Origin of the sequence: Flavobacterium shii (genome assembly GCF_025847235.1) — a bacterium.
GTDB lineage: Bacteria > Bacteroidota > Bacteroidia > Flavobacteriales > Flavobacteriaceae > Flavobacterium > Flavobacterium shii.
Map to the genome: position 1 here is coordinate 72305 of NZ_JAOZEW010000006.1, position 25415 is coordinate 97719.

Sequence of the window (25415 nt, forward strand, 5' to 3'; positions counted from 1 at the left end):
AAACACATACTTATGATACGATTAAGAATGAAAAAAGCAGCCATAATTGTACTAATGACTTTAGGTTTCTTTAATCTGGGCTTTACGCAAAAGAAATATCCTTATCAAAATCCCAAATTACCGGTTGAAGACAGAGTAAAAGACTTGCTGGGGAGAATGAGTCTGGAAGAAAAAGTACGCCAAATGGATATGTATAAAGGGGAATACTTTAAGGATAAAGAAGATTTTTCTAAAACTAAGGCAGATGCTAAAATTGGAACTTTGGGAATAGGCGCTATTCATGATATCTATCCTCGTTCGGCAAAAATGATTAATGATCTTCAGAGTGATGTTGTTAAAAAAAGCAGGTGGGGCATTCCAGCACTTATTATGTGCGAGATGTTGCATGGTTACCTTGATGAAGGAAGCACTGCTTTTCCTATGAGTATTGGTTTAGGAGCTACGTGGGATACCAATCTTATGGGTAGAGTTGGACAGGCAATAGGTACCGAAGCCAGAGCTCATGGCGTTCATTTTGGTTTAGGACCTAATCTTGATGTAGGTCGTGAACCACGTTGGGGAAGAGTTGCCGAGACATTTGGAGAAGATGTATATCTGGTTGGAGAAATCGGAGTTGCGATGATAAAAGGAATGCAAGGGGAGAGCTTGGTTTCCGACCGTTCTATTATTGCCGAACCAAAGCATTTTGCTGTACACGGTATTCCGCAAGCAGGAGGAAACTCATCGCCTGTACTTGTAGGAGAACGCTCGGCACGGGAAGATTTCTTACCATCATTTGAAAAAGCATTTAAAAAAGGAGGCGCATTAGGAACCATGTGTGCTTATTCTGAACTGGATGGTATTCCTTGTGCCGCAAATCATTGGTTATTAACAGACGTACTTAGAAATGAATGGGGGTATAAAGGAATTGTAGTTTCAGATTTGGGCGCTATTAAATATCTTCAGGTAACACATTACGTTGCAGACTCTCCAAAAGAAAGTATCAGACAAGCAGTTTCTGCAGGTGTTGACATGCAGTTTTATGATTTTACAAATGAGTTTTGGCAACAAACAGTAATTGATCTTGTTAATGAGAAAAAATTAAAAACAGAAGATATCGACCGTGCTGCAGGTGGAGTTTTAAGGCTTAAGTTTTTGTTAGGCTTATTCGAGAATCCATACACAGATAAAAATTTGATAAAAGAGCGTTTCCATTCTAAGGAAAATCAGGATTTGGCATTAGAAGCCGGTCGTAAATCGATTGTTTTATTAAAAAACGAAAACAATGCTTTACCCTTAAATAAGGATATCAAAACAATTGCAGTTATTGGTCCAAATGCCAATGCTTCGAGATTAGGAGGATATTCGGTAAAAAATAAAGTTGGAACTACTGTTCTAGAAGGTGTTAAGCAAGTTGTTGGTACAAAAACAAATGTGCTTTATGAAGAAGGTGTGCCATTAATAGTTATAGGACAGGTTATTCCAACAAAATTTTTATTCACGCCCGATGAATCTAAAAATGGATTAAAAGGGGAATATTTCAATAACCGAAATTTAGAAGGGAATCCTGCTTTAACACGTATCGATAGTCAGTTGGAATTTGATTGGCCTTGGTCTCCTGGTGATGGTGTTAATGATGATGATTTCTCCATTCGCTGGACAGGTTATATAAAATCTGATAAATCATTTGATGGCTGGATAGGTTTAAGTTCCGATGATGGGATAAGAATGTGGATCGATGATCAATTGGTTATAGATAATTGGGCAAAAGGAGCGACAAATATCGTTACTACTCCAAAGAATATCGAAGCAGGAAAAAAATATAAAGTTCGCATAGAAATGTGGGAAGGAGGCTGGGGAGCCCGAGCACACTTGCGTTGGAATCTGGAAAAGGTGAATTTTCAACCTGCCATTGATATTGCCAAAAAAGCAGATGTTGCCATTGTTGTTTTAGGAGAATCGAATGAGCTGGTAGAAGAAAACAGAGATGTAGCTACTTTGGATTTACATGGTATGCAACAAGAACTTATCGAAGCGATTAAACAAACAGGAACTCCTGTAGTTTGTGTGTTGTTAAACGGGCGTCCGCTTTCAACAAACTGGATTAGTGAAAATATTCCTGCCGTTATTGAAGCTTGGTTCCCTGGAGAAGCAGGCGGAAAGGCTGTAGCCGATGTTTTATTTGGAGATTATAATCCGGCAGGAAGACTTCCTGTTACAGTTCCTAAATCGGTTGGACAATTGCCTATTTATTATAACCAGAAACCATCGGCAATACACAGGTACGTATCCGAGAGCGAAAATCCGTTGTACACATTTGGCTATGGATTGAGTTATACCACATTCGAGTATTCGAATCTAACCTTAAATACCAAAGAAATAAAACCCGACGACGAAGTAAAAGTAAGTGTAGCTGTTAAAAACACAGGTAATTATGATGGGGATGAGGTAGTACAATTGTATATCAATGATGTTTACAGTAGCGTAACCACACCATTAAAAACGTTAAAAGGTTTTAAAAGAATATTTATCAAAAAAGGAGAAACAAAACAAGTAGAATTTACATTAACTCCTGATGATCTTGCTATTTGGAACAGAGAAATGAAAAAAGTGGTAGAACCGGGTGATTTTGAAGTTATGGTAGGAGGTAACTCTACCGATTTGCAAAAAGTTAGTTTTAGGGTTGTAGATTGATTATAGAATAATTGGTTTTTTAGTGTATAGCTTGTTATATGTTTGGTAAATTAATAAATGAGCTGTATTAATATCATGTTAGTAGCAAAAAAACGATGATTTTGATTACAAAAGCTTTGGTTTCAAACTCTTATAATGTTAAAGTTTGACCAACACCTTTTCAAAATTGTCATTTGTCGAAATAATGATTTAGTTAATAAAATGGATCCATAAATTTAACATGTTATTAACTCAAAAACCAAATTAACTATGATTCAAAACGTATTAAAATTACTGTTCTTGTTTAGCCTGTTCGGGTTTCAAAACCTTCAGGCTCAAACTACAGTAAAAGGAACGGTAACAGATGCTATAAGTGGAATTCCAATTCCTGGCGCAAATGTTATTGCAAAAGGAACGAATAACAGTGCATCGACAGATTTTGATGGCAAGTATAGTATTACGATTGCAAGTAAACCAGCAGTTTTAGTATTTTCTTATGTAGGATCTGTTACAAAGGAAGTTACTGTTACAGGATCTACAAACATTGATGTAGCTTTGGTAGCAAGTACACAGCAATTAGGAGAGGTGGTAGTAACAGCTTTGGGGATTAAAAGAGAGAAAAAAGCGATTACCTATTCTGCCCAGAATGTTAATGTAGCCGAAATTTCTGAAGCAAGATCATTAAACGTTGCCAATTCCCTTTCGGGTAAAGTAGCGGGACTTAATTTCTCTACAACTTCTAATGGGGTAGGAAGTTCATCAAGAATTACATTAAGAGGAAACAGATCCCTTACCGGAAATAACCAACCTTTATATGTAGTAGATGGTGTACCTATTAGTAATGGAACGACAACTACTAATCCGGATATTGATACAGGAGGAACGACACAACCTGACGGTATTTCGAATATTAATCCAGAAGATATCGCTACGATGACTGTACTTAAAGGTCCATCTGCGGCAGCTCTTTATGGAACCAGAGCAAGTAATGGTGTTATTGTAATTACGACCAAATCTGGTGCAGCCGGAAAAACATCCATTTCATTATCATCTAATTTTATGGCTTCATCTGCTTATAACCTGATGAATTTACAAAATGAATATGGTCAGGGAACTCAAGGTGTATATAATCCGACTTCAAGCTCTAGCTGGGGAGGAAAACTAGATGGAAGTCAGGTTTCGGCATGGCAGCTTGTTCGTAATCCTAATTATTCAGGACCATCAACTTATAGCTATAGTCCGCAACCAAATAATGCAATAGACTTTTTTAAAACAGGATATTCATTAGCAAATACTTTATCTATTACCACTGGGAATGAAAAAGCACAAGGCTATTTTTCATATACAAACACTCAGGCAGAAGGTATCGTAGGAGGTAATGCTATGGACAGACATAATCTTAACTTAAGATTGACGAGTAAACTTACAGATAAGTTATCACTTGATGTTAAAACAAACTATATCATTCAGAACATAGATAATTTATTAAGAACCGGTGAGGAATCTATAGGTACTTCGGTTTATTTATTACCACGTAGTTTACCTTTTAGCCAATATAAAGATTTTGAATACAGAGATGCTTTAGGGCAATTACAGCAAAATTATTTTATTGATGAAACTGGTGCTCCGGGTGGGAATCCTTATTGGTCTGCATTGCGCGATGATTCACGTGATGATAAAAGAAACAGATTTATAGGGTTTGCGTCTCTTAAATATGATATTACAAAAACGTTAAGCTTGCAAGGAAGAACTGGTTTGGACCAAATGACAAATAAAACAGTTAGAAACAGGTATGCGACCCGAGCATTTAATAATAATTTGGGATCATATAGTGAATCTTATGAAACTGTAAGTGAATTTAATACGGATGTATTGCTTTCCTATAATGAGAAATTTGGAGATTTTTCTTTGAGTTTTAATACAGGAGCCAATATGTTACAACAGTCTAGTTCTTCATTAGGATCGGGTGGTGTTTTAAGCAGAAGAAACTTTTTTTCCCTTTCTAATGTGTCCACTATTCAATCGACATCTACAGCATCAGAAAAGAGAATAAACTCGGTTTATGGATTCTCTCAAATTGGTTATAAAAACTATTTATTTTTGGATGTAACAGCAAGAAACGATTGGTCCTCTACATTGCCTGCTAGTAATAGATCATTCTTTTATCTTTCGGTAGGTCTTTCGGGTGTGCTTTCGGATATGTTTACATTGCCGGAAGTGATTAGCTTCGCAAAATTAAGAGGTTCTTATGCAAAGGTTGGAAACGATACCGATCCTTACTTAACAAGCTCACAGCTATCCTATATAGGCGGTAATGGAGGTATGGTATATTCGCAAACTACAGCTGCAAATCCTAATCTTAAGCCAGAGATGTCCAGTTCGATAGAGTTTGGTGCAGATGTAAGGTTCTTTAAAAATCGTTTGGGATTAGATTTTACCTATTTTAAAACAAATACAAAAGATCAGATATTCTATATCAATACTCCGGAATCTTCGGCATATTCCAGAGCTGTAGTTAATGGTGGAGAAGTACAAAACAAAGGTATTGAGCTTACTCTAACAGCAACTCCTATTCAAACAGAAAATTTTTCATGGGATATTACAGCCAATTACGCCTCTTATAAATCGGAGATTAAATCAATTTTTGAAGGCAGAGACGAACTTGTTCTTGGCGAAGGAAGATTGGTAAGAAGTAAAATCGTTAAAGGAGGTCAATATGGTGACTTATATATTAAAGGATTTCAAAGAACCGCCGATGGGCAAATTATTGTAAATAGTGCCGGTTTACCTTTGGCTACAAATAGTTTTGATGTTCTTGCCGGTAATTTTAACCCAGACTGGACAGCAGGTTTTAAGAATAATTTTAAATACAAAGATTTCTCATTAAGCTTTCTTATTGATATGAGAATAGGTGGTGAAGTAATCTCTTATACACAGGCAAGACAAGCTGGTCTTGGGGTTAATGATATAACATTGGCAGGAAGAGAAGGAGGAATTGTTGTTAGTGGTGTTGTAGCCAATGGAGATGGAACATACAGACCAAATACTACAAGTGTAACAGCCGAGCAATATTGGTCGGAAATTGGACAAAGAACACCAATAGCAGAACCTTTTATTTATGATGCTACAAACATTCGATTAAGAGAACTTGTTTTTGGATATTCTTTGCCAAAACGATATTTGCATAATTCAGGTTTTGCCAGTATAGATTTTTCATTAGTAGGAAGGAATTTATTCTTTATCGTAAACAAAGCTAAATACTTTGATCCGGAACTAGGAGCAGGGACAGGAAACTTACAAGGAATTGAGTCGTTTAATATTCCTTCGACCAGAGATTATGGCGTTAATGTAAAATTTGGATTTTAATTTAATAAAGAGATATCATGAAAAATAATTTTAAAATCAAAACAATAGTAGCTGTCATGTCAGTGGCGTCTATTTTTTCAAGTTGTACCAAAGATTTTGACGAAATAAATACAAATAAAAATTCATTGACCGAAGACCAGTTAGACCCAACTCTGGCAGGGCCTGCATTTGCGTCGGCATTATACGCAGGAATTCATAATGGATCCTATTCTTCTCCTTCGGGAATTGATGATCAGGGTACATGGGGGATTGCTACAGGAATATTATCTTCTACATTTATACAATACTTAAATTGTGGATACAGTACCGAGAGAAATGCCTTTGGAGGTTTTGAATCTCGTGGTTGGACAAGATTCTACACCGTAGCTGTACCGGCTTTAAATAATGCTTTTAAAGCATCGGCAGATGATGCGCATGCAACGGCAATATTAAAAATCTGGAAAGTATTTATGTACAACCAGATGACAGACTATTATGGACCTATTCCTTACACAGAAGCTGGTTCTGGAAAAGAAAAAGTCCCTTATGACAGTCAGGAATTTATTTATGAAGACTTCTTTAAATTACTGGATGAAGCAAATGCTACTTTAAGTAGTAGTTCCATAGCAACAGTTGGATTATTTCAGGTTTCAGACAGAGTCTATGAAGGTAATGTAGATAAATGGAGAAGATTTGGAAATAGTCTTAGATTGCGTTTAGCATTAAGGATTTCGGATATTCAGCCCGATAAAGCCAAAATACAAGCCGAAACTGCTGTAGCGGCAGGCGTTATGGAAAGTAATGATCAAAGTGCCACTTTTAAAGTAAGTAGTATTACTCCAAACAATTTAAATATGATTGTAAACGGTTGGGGATATACTATGACAGCTTCTATGGAAAGTATTCTTAAAGGATATGATGATCCAAGAATGAAACTTTGGTTTTCTCCTATCGATACAGGAGTTTATCAAGGGCAGCCTATTGGAGGTTTACAAGATCAGTTTGGAACTACTAAGTTTTCATCGTTTAATGATCTTGTATTAGGAAACGCTTTTAGTGAAACTAAAAGTATTGAAATATTTATGGCGTCCGAAAGTTACTTCAGCAGAGCCGAAGGAGCTTTAAACGGATGGAGCATGAACGGAAATGCGCAAAGTTTATATGAACAAGGTATCGCATTATCAATGAGACAATGGGGAATTACAGATGCTACAGTTATTGCTAACTATATTGCAGGGACAACATTACCAGTTGCACCAGCGATTGCTACAGCTTATCCAGGTTTAGGATTAGAGAATGTACCTGTTAAGTTGCCTGTTACCTGGGATGCATCGGTGGCAAACCAACGTACACAAATTGCAGTTCAAAAATATCTGGCATTATTCCCGGAATCATGGGAATCATGGGCCGATTTACGCCGAAGCGATCAGGCTATTATTTATCCATTACTTAATACTGATAATACTGATGCTGGAGTTGGTAAAAGCTTGATGAAACGAGTTATATATGTAACGAATGAGTACTCTGCAAATAAAGGAGCTGTTCTGGACGGAATCGCAAAACTTGGAGGACCAGACTCAGGAGGAACTAAACTTTGGTGGGATACAAAATAGGTGTAAAAGCTAAAAAAATAATAATTTGTTACTCAAATAACAGAGAAGGAGAGGTAACTCTCCTTTTTGTTTTTTAGAACTATTTTTAATAGATAGTATTAACTCTTTAGTATAAACAATGAATTTAAAATTAAATTATTTCGTACTGTTATCAGTTCTGGTTTGTCTTTCTTGTGCTTCGGTAAAGAAAGAACCAAAAGCCAGAAATATTACTCACAGCTTTATAACGGATAATCCAATTACCAGCAACAGTCATGCAGCAACATTAGTTGAACTTAAACCAAACGAACTTATGGCGGCATGGTTTGGCGGAAAGTATGAAGGAGCAAAAGATGTAGGTATTTACTACTCTACTTATAAAAAGAAAACCTGGTCTACACCCAAGAATCTAATAAAACCTTTAATAACGGCACAAGGAGATACGTTACCATGCTGGAATCCGGTATTGTTTAAAAGCCAAAGCCAATGTTTATACTTGTTCTATAAGGTTGGTAAAAATCCAAGAGAATGGTTTGGAGCAATGATAACTTCAAAGGATAATGGTGTTACATGGAGTAATCCCAAATATTTGCCTAAGGATATACTTGGGCCTATTAAAAACAAACCTATTGAGACAACCCTTGGCGTGATATTGTGCGGTAGTAGTACCGAGAGTATAAAAGACGACCAATGGAGAGTACACGTAGAAGTTTATATAGAAGCAACCGATACATGGGAGAAAATTGGTATTCAAGATAAAAAAGGATTTGATATTATTCAGCCCACGTTTTTGGTTCATTCCAATAATACTATTCAGATGTTAAGCAGAAGCAAACACAATAAACTAATCACAAGCTGGTCTGATGATAATGGCAAAAATTGGAGTCGTACCGATACCATTGATGTAGTAAATTCCAATTCAGGAATAGATGCTTTAACTTTAAATAAAGGATCTTTTTTGCTGGTAAACAACCCATTGCCAAAGGGAAAAGATTGGTTTAATGGTCGTAATGTACTAGATGTTGAATACTCAAAAGATGGAGTACATTGGAGTAAATTATTTGATCTTGAAAACCAAAATGAAGGCGAATTTAGCTATCCCGCAATTATTAAGACTTCAGATAATAAAATTCATGTGTTGTACACTTATAACAGGGTGTATATTAAACATGTAGCGTTTGATTTGTTCTGATGTATCTGAGAAATAATAACCTAAACATTGAAAGATGGTTTTATTTTAATGCACGGGACGCACTAATAAGTATTAAAATATTTATTATTTTTTAAATAATAAAATATATAATTTTTTACATATTGTATTTTTTTATTGCTAAAAAAATATCAAATTACCAATATGACCTCTTTTTTTTTCCAATTTACCCCTGTTTAAATACTCCAATTAAACATTACTTTGTATTAGTAATTATTAATTTAACCATTTAAACTATTTTTATATCAATGAAAAAAAGATATGTATTTATGTTAGGTATCATTTTATGTGCCTGCTCAAGAGATGAGGTTACAGAAGTTAATAAGGTAAATGTAACTGGTAATGAGAATACAGTGTTAAGTAATGCCTCTACTGCTAAAGTTGGAGCAGCGTCAATTGCCGGCTTGAATTGGGCAGACGGGCGAGATAATTTTGTGGATGGCTGGGTAATTCTCTCGGGATTGGAAGCAGGAGATAGCTATAATACAGTTGTAGCAAAAACAGATGCAATATTAAATGGATTTACAAGTAAAATAAATGGGGTTAATACGATACGCATCCCAATTAATCCGCCATCTGTTGGTGAGAGCTGGTGGGGAAGTTATCAAGGGGTAATAGATAAAGCGACCAGTAAAGGCTGGAAAGTGATTATTGCTTGTTGGGAGTCTGCATCTTCAAGAGATGGTATCATTGATAATACAACAGCTTTTTGGAGTATGTGGAATACTGTAATCAATAAATATCAAAGTAACGGAAATGTATATTTTGAACCATTCAATGAGCCTCATGGCTATACTTTAGCTCAACTAACGAGTATTTATTCTCAATTTCTTAGTAATTATTCAGGTGTTCCCAAAGGGAGAATAATCTTAGGAGGAATAGGATATTCTGAGAATGTTACGGGAGTCGGGGCAGATAGCCGTTTTAATGGTTGCTTACTTGGATTGCATAATTATGCTTTTTGGGCAACAAGATCGGTTACACAATGGAGAGCAGATTGGCGCAGTCGTATAGGAAGTTATGGAAGTCGTACTGTGATAACCGAATTTGGTGCTACGATGAATTCCGGTAAAGATTATCAAAACGGGAATCAGTCGGATAATGAAATAGCCTATATAGTTGCAACCAGTGATGTATGTAGGACAGATAATATTGCCAGCGTTTATTGGCCGGGTTTAAGAGATGGGGACTCTTATAGTTTGTTTAACAGAGGAGGTAGTGGAACTAATATCTCTATTAACACAGTAAACAGTTCTGGTATATTTCGTGTGCGGTATGGCTGGGGAGAGAATTAATAAAAAGAATATTTTGAAATTTTAGTTAAGAAGAAGGTCATTACTGACCTTCTTTTTTATATCCGACTTATTTTATTTTTCGGCAATTTTACTTATTGGGTTATGATAAATCGGAAAATTAACAGAATTAGCGATAAAACATAATTCATTAGCTTTTTTATGTAAATTATTAGCTTTTTCAATCATTGAACTTTCAGTCACAGTTGCAATTGGGTTTAAAGTAACTTTTATATTTCATTTTGAATAAAAATAGAAATCAAGAAGTTGATTAATAAATAATTGTGTAAATTTATTGTATGATTAAGCTTAGATTAAAGGAGTAGAAATTTAAATTATAAAAAAATGGAAAGAATAAAAAGAGTAACAGTTTTATTGATGTTTTTAATGATTTTTATGGGGAATTTCAGTATTACTAAGGCAAGTGCACAGGTCGGTGTTTCGGCGTCAATAACCTATCAGGATTTTTATGATAATCTATCACCTTATGGAACTTGGATAGAATATCCAGGATATGGGCATGTTTGGAGACCTAGATTAGAAGGGGAATTCAGACCTTATTTAACCAATGGTTATTGGAATTATTCGGATGATGGCTGGATGTGGACTTCAAATTATAATTGGGGATGGGCGCCATTTCACTACGGGAGTTGGATTGATGATAACGACTATGGATGGTTGTGGATTCCGGGATATGAATGGTCGCCAGCTTGGGTAACTTGGGGATATATAGATGATTATTATGCTTGGGCTCCTTTGCGTCCGGGGATAAATATTGGAATTCGTTATAACTCATGGAGACCCGAAGCAAATGCATGGAATTTTGTTCAAAGGGGATATATTAATGATAGAAATATCGAAAGCAGGATAGATAATAGTGATATTAATAGACGTAACGTTGGCAGAATTAATGTAATAGACAATTTTAATAATACTAAAAACCATAATTATTATTATTCTAAAGGTCCCGAGTTAAATGATGTCCAAAAATATTCAAGCCAAAGAATTCAACCTGTATCTGTTCGTTCTGTAAATAAAATTTCGGATGCAAAGTTTAATGGAAATCAAGCCGATGTATTTAAACCAAACGTTCAAACTCCTCAGCCAAAGGAATATAGAAGATTTGATAATCAAATGAATAATAATGTAAATCAAGAAAGAGTAAGCGTTCCAGCGAATCAGCAAAGAGAAAATATCGAGCGTTTACCTGTTTACAGAGCACCCGAAAGTTCTTTTAGAAGCGGCGGTGGAGGTGGCGGTGGTGGAGAGAGAAGGAGATAATAAAAATGAATTGAATTTTTAACTCAACACCGGATTTTTAATAAAATAATAATTACCCTTTAGACTTTTTGTTTTGAGGGTATTTTTATTTAAGCTTACGTTTCCTTTTACTGAGGTACATTTTTTCTGTATTTTATTTTTAGAAAAATAATTAATAGCAACATAAATAGTACTATCGCATTTGTTATTACTAATGGTATAGCATCTTTTAATAAACCATAAATAAGCCACGAAGTACCATTACTGGCAAGCAAAACAATTGTTGCCATAGAAAGATCATTTGCCGACTTGGTTTTCCAAATTTGAATTACTTGTGGCAAAAAAGATACAGATGACAAAATAGCGCCAATAATTCCAATAATAAGATCTAATTCCATACTATACTAATTTAAGATTTATACGATTTTTCCAAACAGATAATTATATTTAAAGCATAATTATAAGTACTGTTTTTGCTAAAATAAATAATTTAAATTGTAATAAAAGATGATCTTTAGGCGATAAATGTATTTTTTGTCTTAAATAAGTAGTAATGCAATATTTTTCAAACGTAATAGTTTTTGTGGTTCATACCTGAGTTCATAAAATATTGTCATATGCAGAAAAATGCGATTCGGTCATTTGTGAGCTAGATCAAAAAAAATAAAAATAGAAATTGAAAAAGAGGTCTGAATAAATTTTCAGACCTCTTTTTTGGATTTTGTTATATACAGGAAAAAAATCGATACTATAATTTTAAAGCCCAATTGGTTAAAATTGAGCTTTAAATTATTTACTATTTCTAAAACGCATCCAACCCAAACTGATTAATAATAAATTGAAAATCAATAATGGTAAAAATGCTTTTGCAAAATTTATTTCTGATGGATCATTAAACGTTTTTACTTTAAATTTCGACCAGTTTTCTTTAGCTACAGCGGCATTATTAAATATTTTTGGATAAAAATACAAACGCAGTTTCTCATGAAATTGTTTCGTTTCTTTCAAAAACAAAAGCTGATTCCCCAAGTCTGATTTGGCAATTTCATTGAGCTGAATTTGAGTGTGCAAAGTGGGAATAAATTGCGCTATAAATTGGCTGGCTTTATTTCGCTGTTGTAGTTTGTTTTCTAATTCCTGAGATTGTTGAGCCGAATCATCGTCACCCGCTTGCTGCATCGCATAATACCAAAGCCAGCTAAATTCAGACTCTGGCAAAGCATAATGCCTAAATTGAGGATAATGATTATAGAATTTATCCATTGTGATTTTTTTATCCACGTCCCACTTTTCGTGATACGCATTTCTTTGTTTAACCGTTAGTTCCAAAGCTTCGGGAACCGGATATTTATTTACAACATAAGTATTTATTATTGCTGGTAAAATGATAATTAAAAACAACCAAATTGTCAATAAAATAACAGCATTGAAGTTTGAATCCTTCTGCAATGAAACAATAAAAAAGCTTACAGAAAACCAAAAAAGGATATATAGAATACCAAGTCCGTAAAATGCTAAAAGTGATTTGTCAAATGGAATTCCTAAAAACAGGACAGCTATAAAAAGTATAATTGTAAACAATAGAATCAAACTTAAAATTCGGATATAAAACAATTTCAGAATGTATAAAAACGTATTTTCACTTTGAGTTGCCACAATTTTCCAGGTGCCGCTTTCTTTTTCTTCTGAAACCAGATTATACGAAAAGGAAATAATTAAAAGAGGAAAAAGATAAATCAGAACAAAACTAAAATCGATGTTTCCAGATAATAAATTATTCGGATTATTGAGTTCTGTGTTGTATTTCTGAGCTTCCAACCCGCGAATTGTAACGGTTTGTATTGACGGATTTATATCGTGCTGACCAATTGCCAAACTATTAATAGGTAACGTTTTATTCACCAATGAGAACTTGATGTAATAGAGTAGAAGCCCAATTTCATCTTTATGGAAAGCAGTATTCCTGGCAATATGTTCTTTTTGATAATTTACAGCTTCTTTAATGTTATTTTGCTGTTTTTGCTGAAATTGTTGTCCGACAAGAAGACTTATGAAACCTATGATTAAGAGGAATATTAATCCAATTTTGGTTCCCTTAGATCGTATGAAATTTTTAAAAAGTAACGCTAACATATTAGATGGCTTTAAGGTTTTTGGATGCAATTCGAATTAAAACTAATAGCATTATAATCCAGAGAATGACGGAAAGAACAGAAATGATTTCGGATTTTAAAACCTCTCGGATTCCTTTAGGTTCATAATGAAATTCGGCTACATCGGCCCAATGTTCTTTGTTAATGGTCAAAGGTTTGTCATTTGGTCCCAGTTTTTTATTACTAATGTATTTTACCTGTAAAGCATTCATTTTTTGCGCCATATTATAGCGATAATCTTCGGCTTGTTTCTGGAAATTTATGTATGAATCATAATCGGTATTTGATAATCCCATCGATAGATTTTTTATTGCGATGTATGGATTAAAAAAAGAAACTGTTTTAGAAAAACTATTTTGCTTTTCATAAAGCCGAAGTAAAGTTTCTAAATGCCGATTGTATATTTTAGAACTTATTTTCTCGCCTTCGGTCATAATAAAACCCGAATAATTGAATGGAAGTTTTTGTACCGAATCGACTTTGTAAACACTTAAAAGAGAATCTTTAATCGCTTTATAATGCAAATCATTTGGGTTGTGACTGTCTCCTTGTTTCAGAATATCTTTTTCGATATCGCCCTGAAATTGAATTTTCGACGGAGCTTCATAAATATATGCTCCAATTGCCTGAGTGGTTCTTGGGAGAATAATCGTAAAAACTAACCAAATCCCAATCAATGAAATCAAAGCTTTTTTGGATGTTTTGCTCGAAGCAGAAATCAAAACAGCAATAACACAAAAGAACATCAGATAAATAAAATGAAAGAGAATAAACAGCACCATTTTGATTGTTTCATCAGCTGAAATAGAGAAATCCTGAAGCAATAACCAGATAAAAACAAGTACAATAATCGTAGGAACAAAAAGGAGCATAATAACGTTGGCAATTCCTAATATCTTGCCTATTAAAAGTTGTTTCCAGTTGATTCCTTGACTTAAAAGCAGTTTTAAGGTTCCGTTTTCTCTTTCGGCTGCGACCGCATTAAATCCTAAGAAAAATATCAATAAAGGCAATAAAATTTGTAAAACCATTGCAATGCTGATTTCTCCAAATCGGAGTATACTGTTCGAAAATCCAGCCTCAGAAAAATTGGCGGTATTTTGTTTGTGGGCTTCCAGGAATATAGCATTCCCAAAGAACGGTTCCATTCCAAATTCAAAAACACTTAAAGGCGTACTTTTTCTGAACGCAAAATTCCCGTAATGCGCCATCCGGTGTGGGTTTTTATCAGGGTTTTTGAGCCAGTCTTCTCTGGATTCATGTTGGTATTTTTCGCTGGTTTGATTTTGATTGGTATAATTCTCCCAACCCGAAAATGCAGCATAAAGTAAAATAATACCAATAAAAAGGGTGATAATAAAAACAGCCGAATTCTTAAAAACAGCGTTCTTTAAATGTTTGGCGATTAAAATTTCTGTGTGTAATGATTTCATACCAATTAGAATTTATAAGTTACTGTAAGGCTGAAATTCCTGGGTGCTCCGGGAAATAATCTTAAATAATTCTGAGCGCCTAACCAATAGGTTTTATTGAATAAATTACCCGAATTTAAGGCAATTTGCATATTGCTTTTGTTGGGCTTGTAGTATAAAGCGGCATCAAAAACGGTAAAATCGGGAAGTGTAAAAGCTCTTGTAAACCAAGGTACTTTGCTACTTTGATATTGCATCCCGAAACCAACTCCGAAATCCTTTAAAGCCGAATCGGAGTTGAAGTTATAACGTGTCCATAAGTTGGCGCTGTTTTTTGGTGTGTTTTGTTTTCTGGCACCAATTAGCGAAGCATCACGATCATTGGTAATTTTAGCATCGATATAACTGTACGAGACATTGATTTGCCAATCGGTGGTGATATAACCCGCCAAATCACACTCAAAACCACGACTTCTTTCCGCACCTCTGGTTACCAATAAATCAGGATTTGCAGGATCATTGGCATTCATCAAAATGTTGCGTTGATTTATTTCGTAAATCGCTGCATTAAAGCTCATTGAGTTATTAAAGAAAGTTGTCTTTATTCCCACTTCTTTCAGGTCACTTTTAAGAGGATCAAACAGACTTCCGGCGGGTAAACTTCCTGTTTGCGGCATTAAAGTCACCGTATTCGATTGTGGCTGATAACCTTCCAGATAAGTGGTGTAAACATTTATTTCATTGTTAATAGCATAAGTCACACCCACACGAGGTAATAAAGCCGATTTTTTTACCGTCAATTCATTGTTCGATTCATAATTGGTAATGTCTTTAAACCATTCGTGTCGCAAACCAAGCAAAAAGGTAAATTTCTCCCACTGGATCTGATCCTGAATATAAAAGGCATTTGTCGTTGTTAATGCTGATGGCAATGCAGTTCTAATATTAAGTGTATAATCATCTGCACTTGTTATCGTATAAGTAGGGTTATTTAAATTAAAATAATTGACATTTGGTTTCGGTAAAACGACTCCGTCAATTGTTGTGGTTTGATAATTGGCTGCATTTGCAGGAATAAACGAACTCGCCACAGTTCCATCTTTTAATAAATATCCTCTTGCTGCATTTTGCCCGCCACCTTTGGTTTTATTCCAGCTGCTTAAATCGTAGCCTACTAATAACTTATGTTTGAGTTTTCCGGTTTTTAAATCGAAATTAAAATAGGTACTCAAATTATCAACATTCCAATATTGTTGGCGTTGCACAAATTGCATCATTGCCAGACTTGAAACGGGCTGATTGTTTATATCAACAGCAAATGCATTTGTGGTTCTATGTTCCTGAAGATTTTCGGTCCAGGTTTGTTTCATGTATGAAGCGTTAAATCCAATTTTGGAAGAAAAACGATGAGCAAAATTTGTTGTCAAAATCATTTCCTTTGATTTGAAAAAATCACTCGGAGCACCCAGATTTAAACTGATTGGCGTTTTATTTAAATTGGTAACTCCCGCAACAGCACCAAATATAGGCTGACCTCTGTCGAGAATTCCTGTCATATCACTTAAAATCAATTCGGTATTTATAGCGGTTTTTTCATTCGGAATATAACTGAAAGACGGCGAGATTAGAAATGATTTATTACTCACTAAATCCCGAAATGATTTGGCTTCCTGATACGCTCCATTTACACGATATAAAAGAGTTTTGGATTCGTTTAAAGGTCCTGTAAAATCCAGACTTCCTCGAATAGTGCTAAAACTACCAACGTTTAAACTCACTTCTTTTCGATTAATAGTCAAAGGTTTTTTGGTAACCAAATTGATGCTTCCTCCCGGATCTACAGAGGAGAATGTAGCACTAGATGGTCCTTTGATAACTTCTATACGTTCGATATTATTTGTCAAAGGTTGCAGAAAGTAATATTGGCGTGTTCGCATTCCGTTTATAATTTGACCTTCTTCATTCTGACTGATTCCACGAATTGTATATTGATTGTAATAGCTCGCCGGAATTACGCCACTAGCCATTTTTACGGCATCGGCGAGATAAAAAGCACCTTTATCGGCAATTAATTCTTTGGTTATAGTCGATATGGATTGCGGAATATCTTTATTGAGTGTCGCAGTTTTTGTAGCCGCAAAAGAGTAATCGCTGTTGTATTTTTTAGTCGAACGCCCCACGATTTCAACAGTTTGTAATTCATTCCTTTCAGCTTCTATTTCGATCGAATCTTTAACGATACTATCTCGAATTTTTCCGTTTTTTGTTTGGGATTGCATATTTTGTGTTGCAATTATTAAAAATAAAAAGGCAAATAAATGTTTCATTTTTTTGATGATGGAAAATATCATTTCCTTTATACGGTTTGTAAATACAAGTTTTCAAGTTCGTTTGCCGAGATTTTATTAGCTTCGATAACAGTCACTAAGTTTCCTTGTTTCATGATTCCGATATGTGAAGCAATTTCTCTGGCTCTGAAAATATCGTGCGTAGCCATTAGAATTGCAGTTCCTTCTGCGGAAAGCTCTTTCAGGATTTGTGAAAATTCGTTGGAAGCTTTAGGATCCAGTCCACTTGTAGGTTCATCCAACAGTAATACTTTAGCTTTTTTGGCGATCGCAATGGCAATTCCTACTTTTTGTCGCATTCCTTTAGAATAGCCACCAAGATTTTGATCGTGAGCAACAACTTGTAAACCGGCTTTTGAAAGAAAATGAGCCAATTCTCCGATAGAATATTTGAATCCAGCAAGCGATGAGAAGAATTTTAAGTTTTCTATTCCCGTAAGATTTGGATATAACATTACCGTTTCAGGAATGTATGCGACATATTTTTTAGTTTCCTGAGCATTTTCGATGACCGAAATATTATTGATTTTCAGTTCTCCGTCTGTAGGTTCTATAAAGCCTAAAAACAGGTTAATAGTAGTTGTTTTTCCAGCACCGTTCTGACCTAAAAGAGCAAATATTTCGCCTTCTTTAATGGTTAAGTTCAGTTTATTCAAAGCAATATGATCGCCATATTTTTTGGTGAGATTTTTAGCTATAAGCATAGTTTTTATGTATTTGGGTAAATGATTTTAAAACAGAAATAGGAACACTTTCCCGATACAATGCATCAAGCCAGTATTTTTTCTTTTATTTGGATGTAAAGAATGTGATAGTTTACTACTCCTTTGGTAGAAATATTTTTATTGGAATTTGAAAACAGGAACTCCTTTATGATTTTTGTGGGAGACAATTTCTCTCTTTAAGATTTAAAAATAAATCGATAGAATATAAATAAGTTTTCCTTTTTACCAATTATTAAAGAATAGGCAAAGAGAAAGTTTTCAATTTTAAAATAAATATATAGTAAACTAAACTAGAGTAGGAGGCGCTCTAAGTGCAAAGAGACTGCCTTTAAAAAAAGGATATGCAACTTTTGTATAAAAGAATGTATAAGAAGTTGCAGTACTTACTTTATGAAATGATAAAGTCTGAAAAGTATTTGGAATAAAGGTGCTAAAAGCAAAATGACAAACGTGGCAATTGGTATCAACAGAATGGCTGTGCGTTATTTGCTTTTGACTATCAACAGATCGATGATCGCAATGTTTTTGGGATAATTGGTTGTAAAGATGTTCATAAGAATGTATGGTATGAAACAGCATTGCGAACAATACAGTTAAAGACATAAAAAAATTTAGTAATACAATTTTCTTTTTCATTCTTGTTTAGGAATTACCTTCTGTGGAGAGTAATTTTTGGCTACTTTTAATTAACGCAACTTTGTTGCAAAAATAAAAATCTTATTTTGATATTCCCTATGATTGTATTTTTATTTTAAAAAAATATTTGTTTAGTATTATTAAAAAAGTGAGAATTAAAGAATACCGTAAAAGAAAATAAATTAAGGTTGCTACAACTGTTTTTTTGAGTTAAAGAGAACTAACTTTTGAAAGATGTTCTTATTGTATTGACTTGGATTACCATGCCTTTGTAAATACATTACCGAGAATAATCAAAAAGATTTTTTTACTTGTTGTAAATTTTGGCACTAAAATCTAATGATTCAAGCAAAAAAAGAACTAAAAAGAATAAATATTTGGACTTAATAGAATAAGTAAATAATTGTGCGTGTCGTAAATTTGTACCAATTAATTATTTGAACACTGGACTAAATAGAAAAATTTATGAACATTAATTTTTTATCTTAGCATAGTCGGATTCAAATCTGTAAAAATTCATTGGTTAGGTATTGAAATAGATCTAAAACTATTATATGAAAAAAATGATAAAGGTTCCAACTTCATTAGTGAGTGGTCCTGTTCCGCAAAATGCATTAATGCTTGATGGCTGTTCCGTTATTGAACAGTGCATACATAGTATGGAAGCTAAAGGAACGATGTATCTAGAGCAACATTTATTACTGATGGTACTTGATGGATCTGTCACTTTAACCTATGGTAAGCAGGAATATAAAGTTGGTAAAAACGAGATGATTCTGCTGAAAAAAGCAATTGCAGTTAAGTACGATAAGATAGGTAATGCGAAGAATGATAATATTTACGACAGCTTGATGTTCAGTATTAAGGACGATCTTTTGAATTCATTTTTAGCTACTTCTGATATTAAAATTCCAAAAATAGAAGGAGAAGTTAAAACGGGTGTATACCCAATGAATGAATGTCTTGTCGCCTTTGCTCATTCAATGAAACCTTACTTTTTTGATCATTCGATTGTGCATCCGGGGCAATTACGTCTCAAAATAATGGAACTGTTGTATGATGTAGTTGAGGGTAATCGCAATATGTTTCTTCAAATTCTTCAATTGCATGAACCTGTAAAAGCAGATATAAGGCATGTTGTTGAACAGCACTATGCCTCACCAATTTCTCTTTCTGAGCTAGCTTATTTATCAGGAAGAAGTCTGTCTAGTTTTAAAAGAGACTTTCAAAGCATTTATAATATGTCTCCCGCTTTATGGATTCGAGAGAAAAGATTGGAAAAAGCTAAAGAAATGTTGGAGACTACTGCATTGCCTGTTTCAGATATTTGTTATACGCTGGGATTTGAGAATGTTTCACATTTTTCGAGAATATTCAAAGAATTTTATGGACAAGCACCAACATTGTTTAGAAGTTAAATTATACAAGTTATTAAATTTATATTTAGCATAAATGATTCCCAAAACCAATGCAGCCAGAATATTAGATGGGTTTAATATTTCTTATGAGTTAAGAACTTATGAAGTAGATGAAGAACATCAAAGTGCGCTGGAAGTGGCTGAAGCAATTGGAGTTGCTCCCGAAAGAATTTATAAAACGTTGGTTTTAAAAGGGCAGAATGATCCCTATTTAGTTGCCGTTATACCAGGAAATGCTCATTTAGATTTAAAAAAAATAGCCAAAGCATCCAATAATAAATACTGTGAAATGCTCCCAATGAAAGATCTGCTGTCTATTACAGGTTATATTCGAGGAGGCTGCTCACCAATTGGAATGAAAAAGCTTTTTCCTATTTATATTGAAGAGCTCGCCACCTTAGAAGACAGTATAATTATAAGTGCAGGTAAAAAAGGGCTTCAAATTATTATTAACCCGACTGATCTTGCACAAAGTCTTAATGCCTTCTTTACTGATTTGGTATAACTCAAGAAGACTTAGAATGACTATAGATCTTTTTTGCATATTAAATTGGACTGAATAAAAAATTTATTTGGTCTTTATAGAAAATTCACTTCTTCCTTTCCAATGTAATTTTGCAGCATAACTTTTAGAAATATGATTATGTTAGTAAACAAAAACATTAATACGGTTCAAGATTATGAAGATGTATTAGCCGTTGTGGAAGGTTATGTCCATGGATTGAAAACAGGAAATGTAGAAGAATTGAAAAAAACATTCCATAAAGTTGCGGTAATGTATGGTCATTTAGGCAAAGATTTGTCTCAGGGCAGTATAGAGAATCTTTACTCTTATGTAAAAGAATTTGGTGCTGCACCCGATATTAAAACCAATCTGACAGTATTGCATAAAACCCCTACTACTGCAGTTGTAAGAGTAGAGATGGAAAGTGATGCTGCCAACGAAGATTTTACAGATTACCATTCTTTAATTAAAATTGATGGAGAGTGGAAGGTAGTTGCCAAACTATTTCATCTGTACAATAAATAATTTGTACAACTATTACGGCAAAGTGTTACTGGAAGAAATTATACTTCCAGTGACTCGTTGTCATTAAAAATATTTAGATATGTCAAAATTATTTAGTCCACTGACTATAAAATCAGTAACGTTTAGAAATAGAATAATCACTTCGCCAATGTGTATGTATATGGCCGAGGATGGCTTTGCGAGTAATTGGCACTTAGTACATTACGGATCAAGAGCTATGGGAGGCGCAGGGGCTGTCATGCTGGAAGCCACAGCGGTTCAAGCTGATGGGCGCATTGGAGTGGGAGATTTAGGAATCTGGAAAGATGAACATATTGCTCCCCTTGCAGAGGTTGCTTCCTTTATTAAGAAAAACAGAAGTGTTCCCGCAATACAATTAGCACACTCAGGAAGAAAGGGAAGTACATGGGCTTTAGGAAGAGAAAGTTATCCTCTGATGCCTGAAGATAAAAACGGTTGGAAAGTAATTGCCCCTTCAGCAATTGCATTTTCACCAGAACATCAAACTCCACGTGAAATGACTCTGGAAGATATTGAAGGCGTAAAACAAGCTTTTGTCGATGGAGCAGTAAGAGCCTTGAAAGCCGGTTTTGAATTGATTGAGATTCATAGTGCACATGGTTATTTACTGAATGAGTTTTTATCCCCTATCCCAAATAAACGAACAGATCATTACGGAGGAAGCCGTGAAAATAGAGTAAGATTATTGTTTGAGATTATAGAAAAAGTAAAAGAAGTATGGCCAGCTGATCTTCCAATTGCTGTTCGTATATCTGCTACAGATTGGATGGAAGAAGGTTGGACGGGCGAAGATTCAATCTGGTTGAGTACAAAATTGGTAGAAGCTGGGATAGACATTGTTGACGTTTCAACAGGAGGTACGGTTCCTACGGCTAAAATTACCGTTGGAGTAAGTTACCAACTTCTTTTTGCAAGCGCTATCAAGCGTGAAGTAAAAGACAGTTTGTTAGTAGGTACAGTGGGAATGATTACTAGTTCACAACAGGCTGAATCTATACTGATCAATGGTGACGCAGATTTAGTTTTTGTAGGTCGTGAGTTTTTAAGAAATCCATATTTCCCTTTAGAAGCTGCAAAAGAACTTCGTTCGGAAATACCTGTACCTAAGCCTTATGAGATGGCTTTTTAAGATTTAAAAACAAATTAATACCGGATGGGCAGATAAAGTAACCAATAAAGAAGGAGCAGAAATTGCAGCAGCTTTGAACAAAGAAGCTATTGAGTCTCAAGATGTAGCAGAAGCAGTTTTATTTGCTTTTAGCCAGCCAGCGAATGTAACAATAAACGATATTGTTGTAAGTCCAACTTCACAGAACTGGTAAACTTTAGTTGAGTAAAGCAGCATAGTTTTTTATGCGCATTTAAATATTTAGGAAGGTTCTATTAAGTGCGCCTTCTTTTTTGTTTATATAGTTGTAAATTGAATGGTTCGAACTCCTTATTTCATATTCCGTAAAATGCAAAGAGGTTGTCTGAAAAGACAACCTCTTATATAAAGAAATGATACCTTTAAGGAATCTTATTTAGTTGAAGAAGTCAGTAGTTTGATTCCAAGTAAGACCAATATCACTCCTGCAGCTTTTTCGAAATAGTGCTTAATGCTATTAATAGCCTTATTTCGAGCAACTCTTGCAAAACCTGTAGCCAATAGAGAAAACCAAATAAAATGGATACCCGAAATTGCAAGCCCGTAGAATAACTGTTCCAAGATCGGTGTATTTGGACTTACTACTTGTATAAAAATACTCAGTATAAAAATAGTAGTTTTTGGGTTTGTTACATTGCAGATAAATCCTTGTTTAAAAGCCATTTTTGGCGATAAGGCATTAACTTTTATGTTTTGATTGGTATCTTGTGTAATATTTCCTTTTTTTGCAAGGAACATCTTAATACCAATATATATAAGATATAATGATCCTACTGTTTTTAATACAGTAAATAAAAGTATGGATTGTGAAATAATATAACCTATCCCAAAAAGAGTGTAACCTACGTGAACCATCACGGCTAGAGATATACCAATAGCAGTATAAATCCCTAGAGTTTTCCCATGTACTAGACTGTTTTTTGTAACTAGTACGAAATCTGGTCCTGGGCTTATAGTTGCCAGGATTGCAATGGTCATAACGGCAATAAATTCTGTCATTTTTTTTATTAAATTTTAAAGGGTTTGTAGCTATAGATTAAGACTAACTAAATTTCTTAATCTATCTATTATTTTAAAGGATGTTCAGTATTAATTGCGAAACATTACCTTAATACGAAGATATAAATTTGGTGGTATAAAACAAATATGTCAAATATAATTGAACATTTATCTTATTCAAATCAACTTTAAATTTGATTGATGAGATTAAAACCGTTGATTTAAAAATGGAAACCTGGGGATGATTAAAAAGGCTCTGTCGCATCTAGAGTTAAGTTTTATCTTTTTTAAATTCTTAAATGGATTGGGATTTTGCCGATGTTTTGGGAGCCCTTTTGAGAATACTGAAAGCTGTAAGGATATAGAAAAATAATTTAAAACAATGCTATAATATCCCTATTATAATAAAAGCTCCTGTTAAGATAAACAGGAGCTTTTAAAGAATAATAATTAACCAGTATCTTATTTTTTGGCGTTCACATTGATACCAATCTCGATATTTTTGCTGATCATCCATTCTGCAGGATCTGATTCTGACGCTCCAAATTTAATATCCCAATCCGCACGGTTAACGGTAAATTTAGCCTGTATGGTTGCAGTACCATTTATTACAGTAATTTTTGCGGGGAATGTAACATTAAGTGCTTTGCCTTTAAGGGTAAGGTTACCACTTACTGTTTTGTTAGCACCTTCTACAGCATCTTTTACAGGAGCATCTAAGTTAGTAACGCTGGTAATTTTAAAGTCAGCAGTTGGGTTTTTATCAACATCAAAAAAATCGGCGCTTTTTAAGTGGCTTTCTAATTCTGAATATTTTTTATCTTTTTCTGTAACCGATGCCGGATCAACTTTAAGTGATTGCATATCAATTACAAATTCACCTGCCGTAAGTTCTTCGCCTTCAACGGATACTTCGCCAGATTTGATAGCAAGCGTTCCCCAACGTGGTGAAAAGCCACCTTTATGGAATGCTTTCCAGTCTACTTTGGAAGTTTCCAGGTTTACGGCTAATACATCTCCTTTTTTTTCGGCAACCTTTTGTTCTTTACCTGTTGTTGTTTCGTTAGAGGATTTCCCTCCGCATGCTGTGAGGAATAAAGTAACTGCTGCTAATGTAAATACGTTTAATTTTTTCATTTGTTAATGTGATTAATTACTAATAGGTTTTTAGATAATTTTAAAGGCTTTAAATTATGAAATTTTCTCCACTTTTTTATTGCCTAAAAATTTGATTGTTTTTTTTATTGAAAAGCTTTTATCGTCTCTGGGCAGGGAAACAACAATAACTACTAAATCTGTCATCGTTTTTTATAATAAAACTTCATTCACTGAATATAAAAATAGGGATAAATAATATATGTTGCGACAGGTAGTATGGCTTTTGAAATTTTATTATCAAATGTAAAATTTCTGACTACTTGTGATAGTCAGAATTTTAATATTTAAGAGAGAAAATAGAGAATGCAAATAATTTGTCTTTTTTTTTGATATTAAAAAATATAAAATAAGCTTACTTGTCCTGTATTGTTCTTAAAATCGTTATCTACACCTGCAGTTTTTACTTTAGTAACATTAGTAAAAGACATATAATATCTGGCACCAATCCCTAGTCCGTTTTTAAATTGATAGCCAATTCCGCCTGAAGCACCACCATCAATTTTTTCGGCATACTTTGTATCAGAAGAGATACCTAAACTCTTAAAATTGTCATCTACTAATATACCAATTTGTGGACCTGCTTCGAAATATAAGCCAAAATTTGTTTTATACTTTAAAAGAATTGGAACCGCTACATAAGACAGTTTAATATCCTTACCATCCAAAAGGCCTCCTTTTAGTTTTGCTCCTTGGGTCGAATATAAAAATTCTTCCTGAATACTTAAGTTATCATTGATTTTGTAACCTACAATTCCACCTGCATGGAAGCCTTGTAAACCTTCTGTATCAAAGTCTGCATTGCTAAAATTGCTGTAATTGGCTCCAGCTTTCACTCCAAAATAAAGACGATCCGTTATGTTTTTGAAAAAGCTTTGGCTAAAACCGCTTGTAGATGCCAGTAGAATACAGCCAATAAATATTTTTTTAAAGATTTTCATAATTACAATTCTGTTAAGATTTATACTAAATGTTGTTTTATAGGACAAAAGTATAGAGAGCAAAGGTTTGGAGTATAAT

Annotated in this window: 19 protein-coding genes and 1 pseudogene; 10 read left to right on the forward strand and 10 right to left on the reverse strand. The window is 34.2% G+C overall.

Translation table 11 applies throughout. The annotated features are described in order from the left end of the window. Positions 1-12: 12 nt before the first annotated feature. The 5 genes from OIU83_RS07780 (at position 13) to OIU83_RS07800 (ending at position 10094) form a co-directional block, all read left to right on the forward strand. Positions 13-2673, forward strand: coding sequence for a glycoside hydrolase family 3 protein (locus OIU83_RS07780; RefSeq protein WP_264205683.1), 2661 nt, complete (start codon positions 13-15; stop codon positions 2671-2673). A 249-nt stretch (positions 2674-2922) separates the two neighbouring features. Then, complete coding sequence (locus OIU83_RS07785) at positions 2923-6018, forward strand: SusC/RagA family TonB-linked outer membrane protein (RefSeq protein ID WP_264205684.1); 3096 nt, start codon at positions 2923-2925, stop codon at positions 6016-6018. Between the two features lie 17 nt (positions 6019-6035). Next, a complete protein-coding gene (locus tag OIU83_RS07790; RefSeq protein WP_264205685.1) occupies positions 6036-7610 on the forward strand; it encodes a SusD/RagB family nutrient-binding outer membrane lipoprotein in 1575 nt (524 codons plus the stop codon). A gap of 118 nt (positions 7611-7728) precedes the next feature. Beyond that, on the forward strand, positions 7729-8781 hold the full coding sequence (locus OIU83_RS07795; protein ID WP_264205686.1) for a sialidase family protein: 1053 nt from the start codon (positions 7729-7731) through the stop codon (positions 8779-8781). 266 nt (positions 8782-9047) lie between these two features. Continuing rightward, the gene (locus tag OIU83_RS07800; RefSeq protein WP_264205687.1) at positions 9048-10094 is read left to right on the forward strand and encodes a glycoside hydrolase family 5 protein; all 1047 of its coding nucleotides are present in this window, start codon (positions 9048-9050) and stop codon (positions 10092-10094) included. A 72-nt stretch (positions 10095-10166) separates the two neighbouring features. Here OIU83_RS07800 and OIU83_RS07805 read toward each other — a convergent pair. Further along, positions 10167-10322, reverse strand: a pseudogene (locus OIU83_RS07805) (OsmC family protein); the annotation flags it as partial. Positions 10323-10436: 114 nt separating this feature from the next. Here OIU83_RS07805 and OIU83_RS07810 point away from each other — a divergent pair. Beyond that, positions 10437-11372 (forward strand): DUF6600 domain-containing protein, encoded by a 936-nt coding sequence (locus OIU83_RS07810; protein WP_264205688.1) that lies wholly within the window; start codon positions 10437-10439, stop codon positions 11370-11372. A gap of 107 nt (positions 11373-11479) precedes the next feature. Here the strand turns inward: OIU83_RS07810 and OIU83_RS07815 are convergent, their stop codons facing one another. The 6 genes from OIU83_RS07815 to OIU83_RS07840 form a co-directional block, all read right to left on the reverse strand. Beyond that, positions 11480-11749, reverse strand: a complete 270-nt coding sequence (locus OIU83_RS07815) for a SemiSWEET family sugar transporter (protein ID WP_264205689.1) — start codon at positions 11747-11749, stop codon at positions 11480-11482. Positions 11750-12140: 391 nt separating this feature from the next. After that, positions 12141-13484 carry a DUF3526 domain-containing protein gene (locus OIU83_RS07820; RefSeq protein ID WP_264205690.1) on the reverse strand — a complete coding sequence of 448 codons (1344 nt, stop codon included), beginning with the start codon at positions 13482-13484 and terminating at the stop codon, positions 12141-12143. Between the two features lies 1 nt (position 13485). Continuing rightward, positions 13486-14937 carry an ABC transporter permease gene (locus tag OIU83_RS07825; RefSeq protein WP_264205691.1) on the reverse strand — a complete coding sequence of 484 codons (1452 nt, stop codon included), beginning with the start codon at positions 14935-14937 and terminating at the stop codon, positions 13486-13488. A 5-nt stretch (positions 14938-14942) separates the two neighbouring features. Next, positions 14943-17243 (reverse strand): TonB-dependent siderophore receptor, encoded by a 2301-nt coding sequence (locus OIU83_RS07830; protein WP_264205692.1) that lies wholly within the window; start codon positions 17241-17243, stop codon positions 14943-14945. Positions 17244-17272: 29 nt separating this feature from the next. Further along, the gene (locus OIU83_RS07835; protein ID WP_264205693.1) at positions 17273-17968 is read right to left on the reverse strand and encodes an ABC transporter ATP-binding protein; all 696 of its coding nucleotides are present in this window, start codon (positions 17966-17968) and stop codon (positions 17273-17275) included. Positions 17969-18274: 306 nt separating this feature from the next. Continuing rightward, entirely contained in the window at positions 18275-18625 is a 351-nt protein-coding gene (locus OIU83_RS07840) for a hypothetical protein (RefSeq protein ID WP_264205694.1), read from the reverse strand. Positions 18626-19179: 554 nt separating this feature from the next. Between OIU83_RS07840 and OIU83_RS07845 the strand changes: the two genes are divergently transcribed. The 4 genes from OIU83_RS07845 (at position 19180) to OIU83_RS07860 (ending at position 22223) form a co-directional block, all read left to right on the forward strand. Further along, positions 19180-20043, forward strand: a complete 864-nt coding sequence (locus tag OIU83_RS07845; protein ID WP_264205695.1) for an AraC family transcriptional regulator — start codon at positions 19180-19182, stop codon at positions 20041-20043. A 34-nt stretch (positions 20044-20077) separates the two neighbouring features. Continuing rightward, positions 20078-20548 (forward strand): Cys-tRNA(Pro) deacylase, encoded by a 471-nt coding sequence (gene ybaK / locus OIU83_RS07850; protein ID WP_264205696.1) that lies wholly within the window; start codon positions 20078-20080, stop codon positions 20546-20548. 138 nt (positions 20549-20686) lie between these two features. Further along, positions 20687-21073 carry a nuclear transport factor 2 family protein gene (locus tag OIU83_RS07855; RefSeq protein WP_264205697.1) on the forward strand — a complete coding sequence of 129 codons (387 nt, stop codon included), beginning with the start codon at positions 20687-20689 and terminating at the stop codon, positions 21071-21073. A 79-nt stretch (positions 21074-21152) separates the two neighbouring features. Further along, a complete protein-coding gene (locus OIU83_RS07860) occupies positions 21153-22223 on the forward strand; it encodes an NADH:flavin oxidoreductase/NADH oxidase (protein ID WP_264205698.1) in 1071 nt (356 codons plus the stop codon). Between the two features lie 390 nt (positions 22224-22613). Here OIU83_RS07860 and OIU83_RS07865 read toward each other — a convergent pair whose 3' ends face one another. The 3 genes from OIU83_RS07865 to OIU83_RS07875 all read right to left on the reverse strand — a co-directional run bounded on the left by OIU83_RS07865 (position 22614) and on the right by OIU83_RS07875 (position 25336). Next, complete coding sequence (locus tag OIU83_RS07865; RefSeq protein ID WP_264205699.1) at positions 22614-23240, reverse strand: LysE family translocator; 627 nt, start codon at positions 23238-23240, stop codon at positions 22614-22616. 462 nt (positions 23241-23702) lie between these two features. Further along, positions 23703-24377: a YceI family protein gene (locus OIU83_RS07870; RefSeq protein ID WP_264205700.1), complete on the reverse strand. Its 675-nt coding sequence runs from the start codon at positions 24375-24377 to the stop codon at positions 23703-23705. 353 nt (positions 24378-24730) lie between these two features. Beyond that, complete coding sequence (locus OIU83_RS07875) at positions 24731-25336, reverse strand: porin family protein (RefSeq protein ID WP_264205701.1); 606 nt, start codon at positions 25334-25336, stop codon at positions 24731-24733. Between the last annotated feature and the right edge of the window lie 79 nt (positions 25337-25415).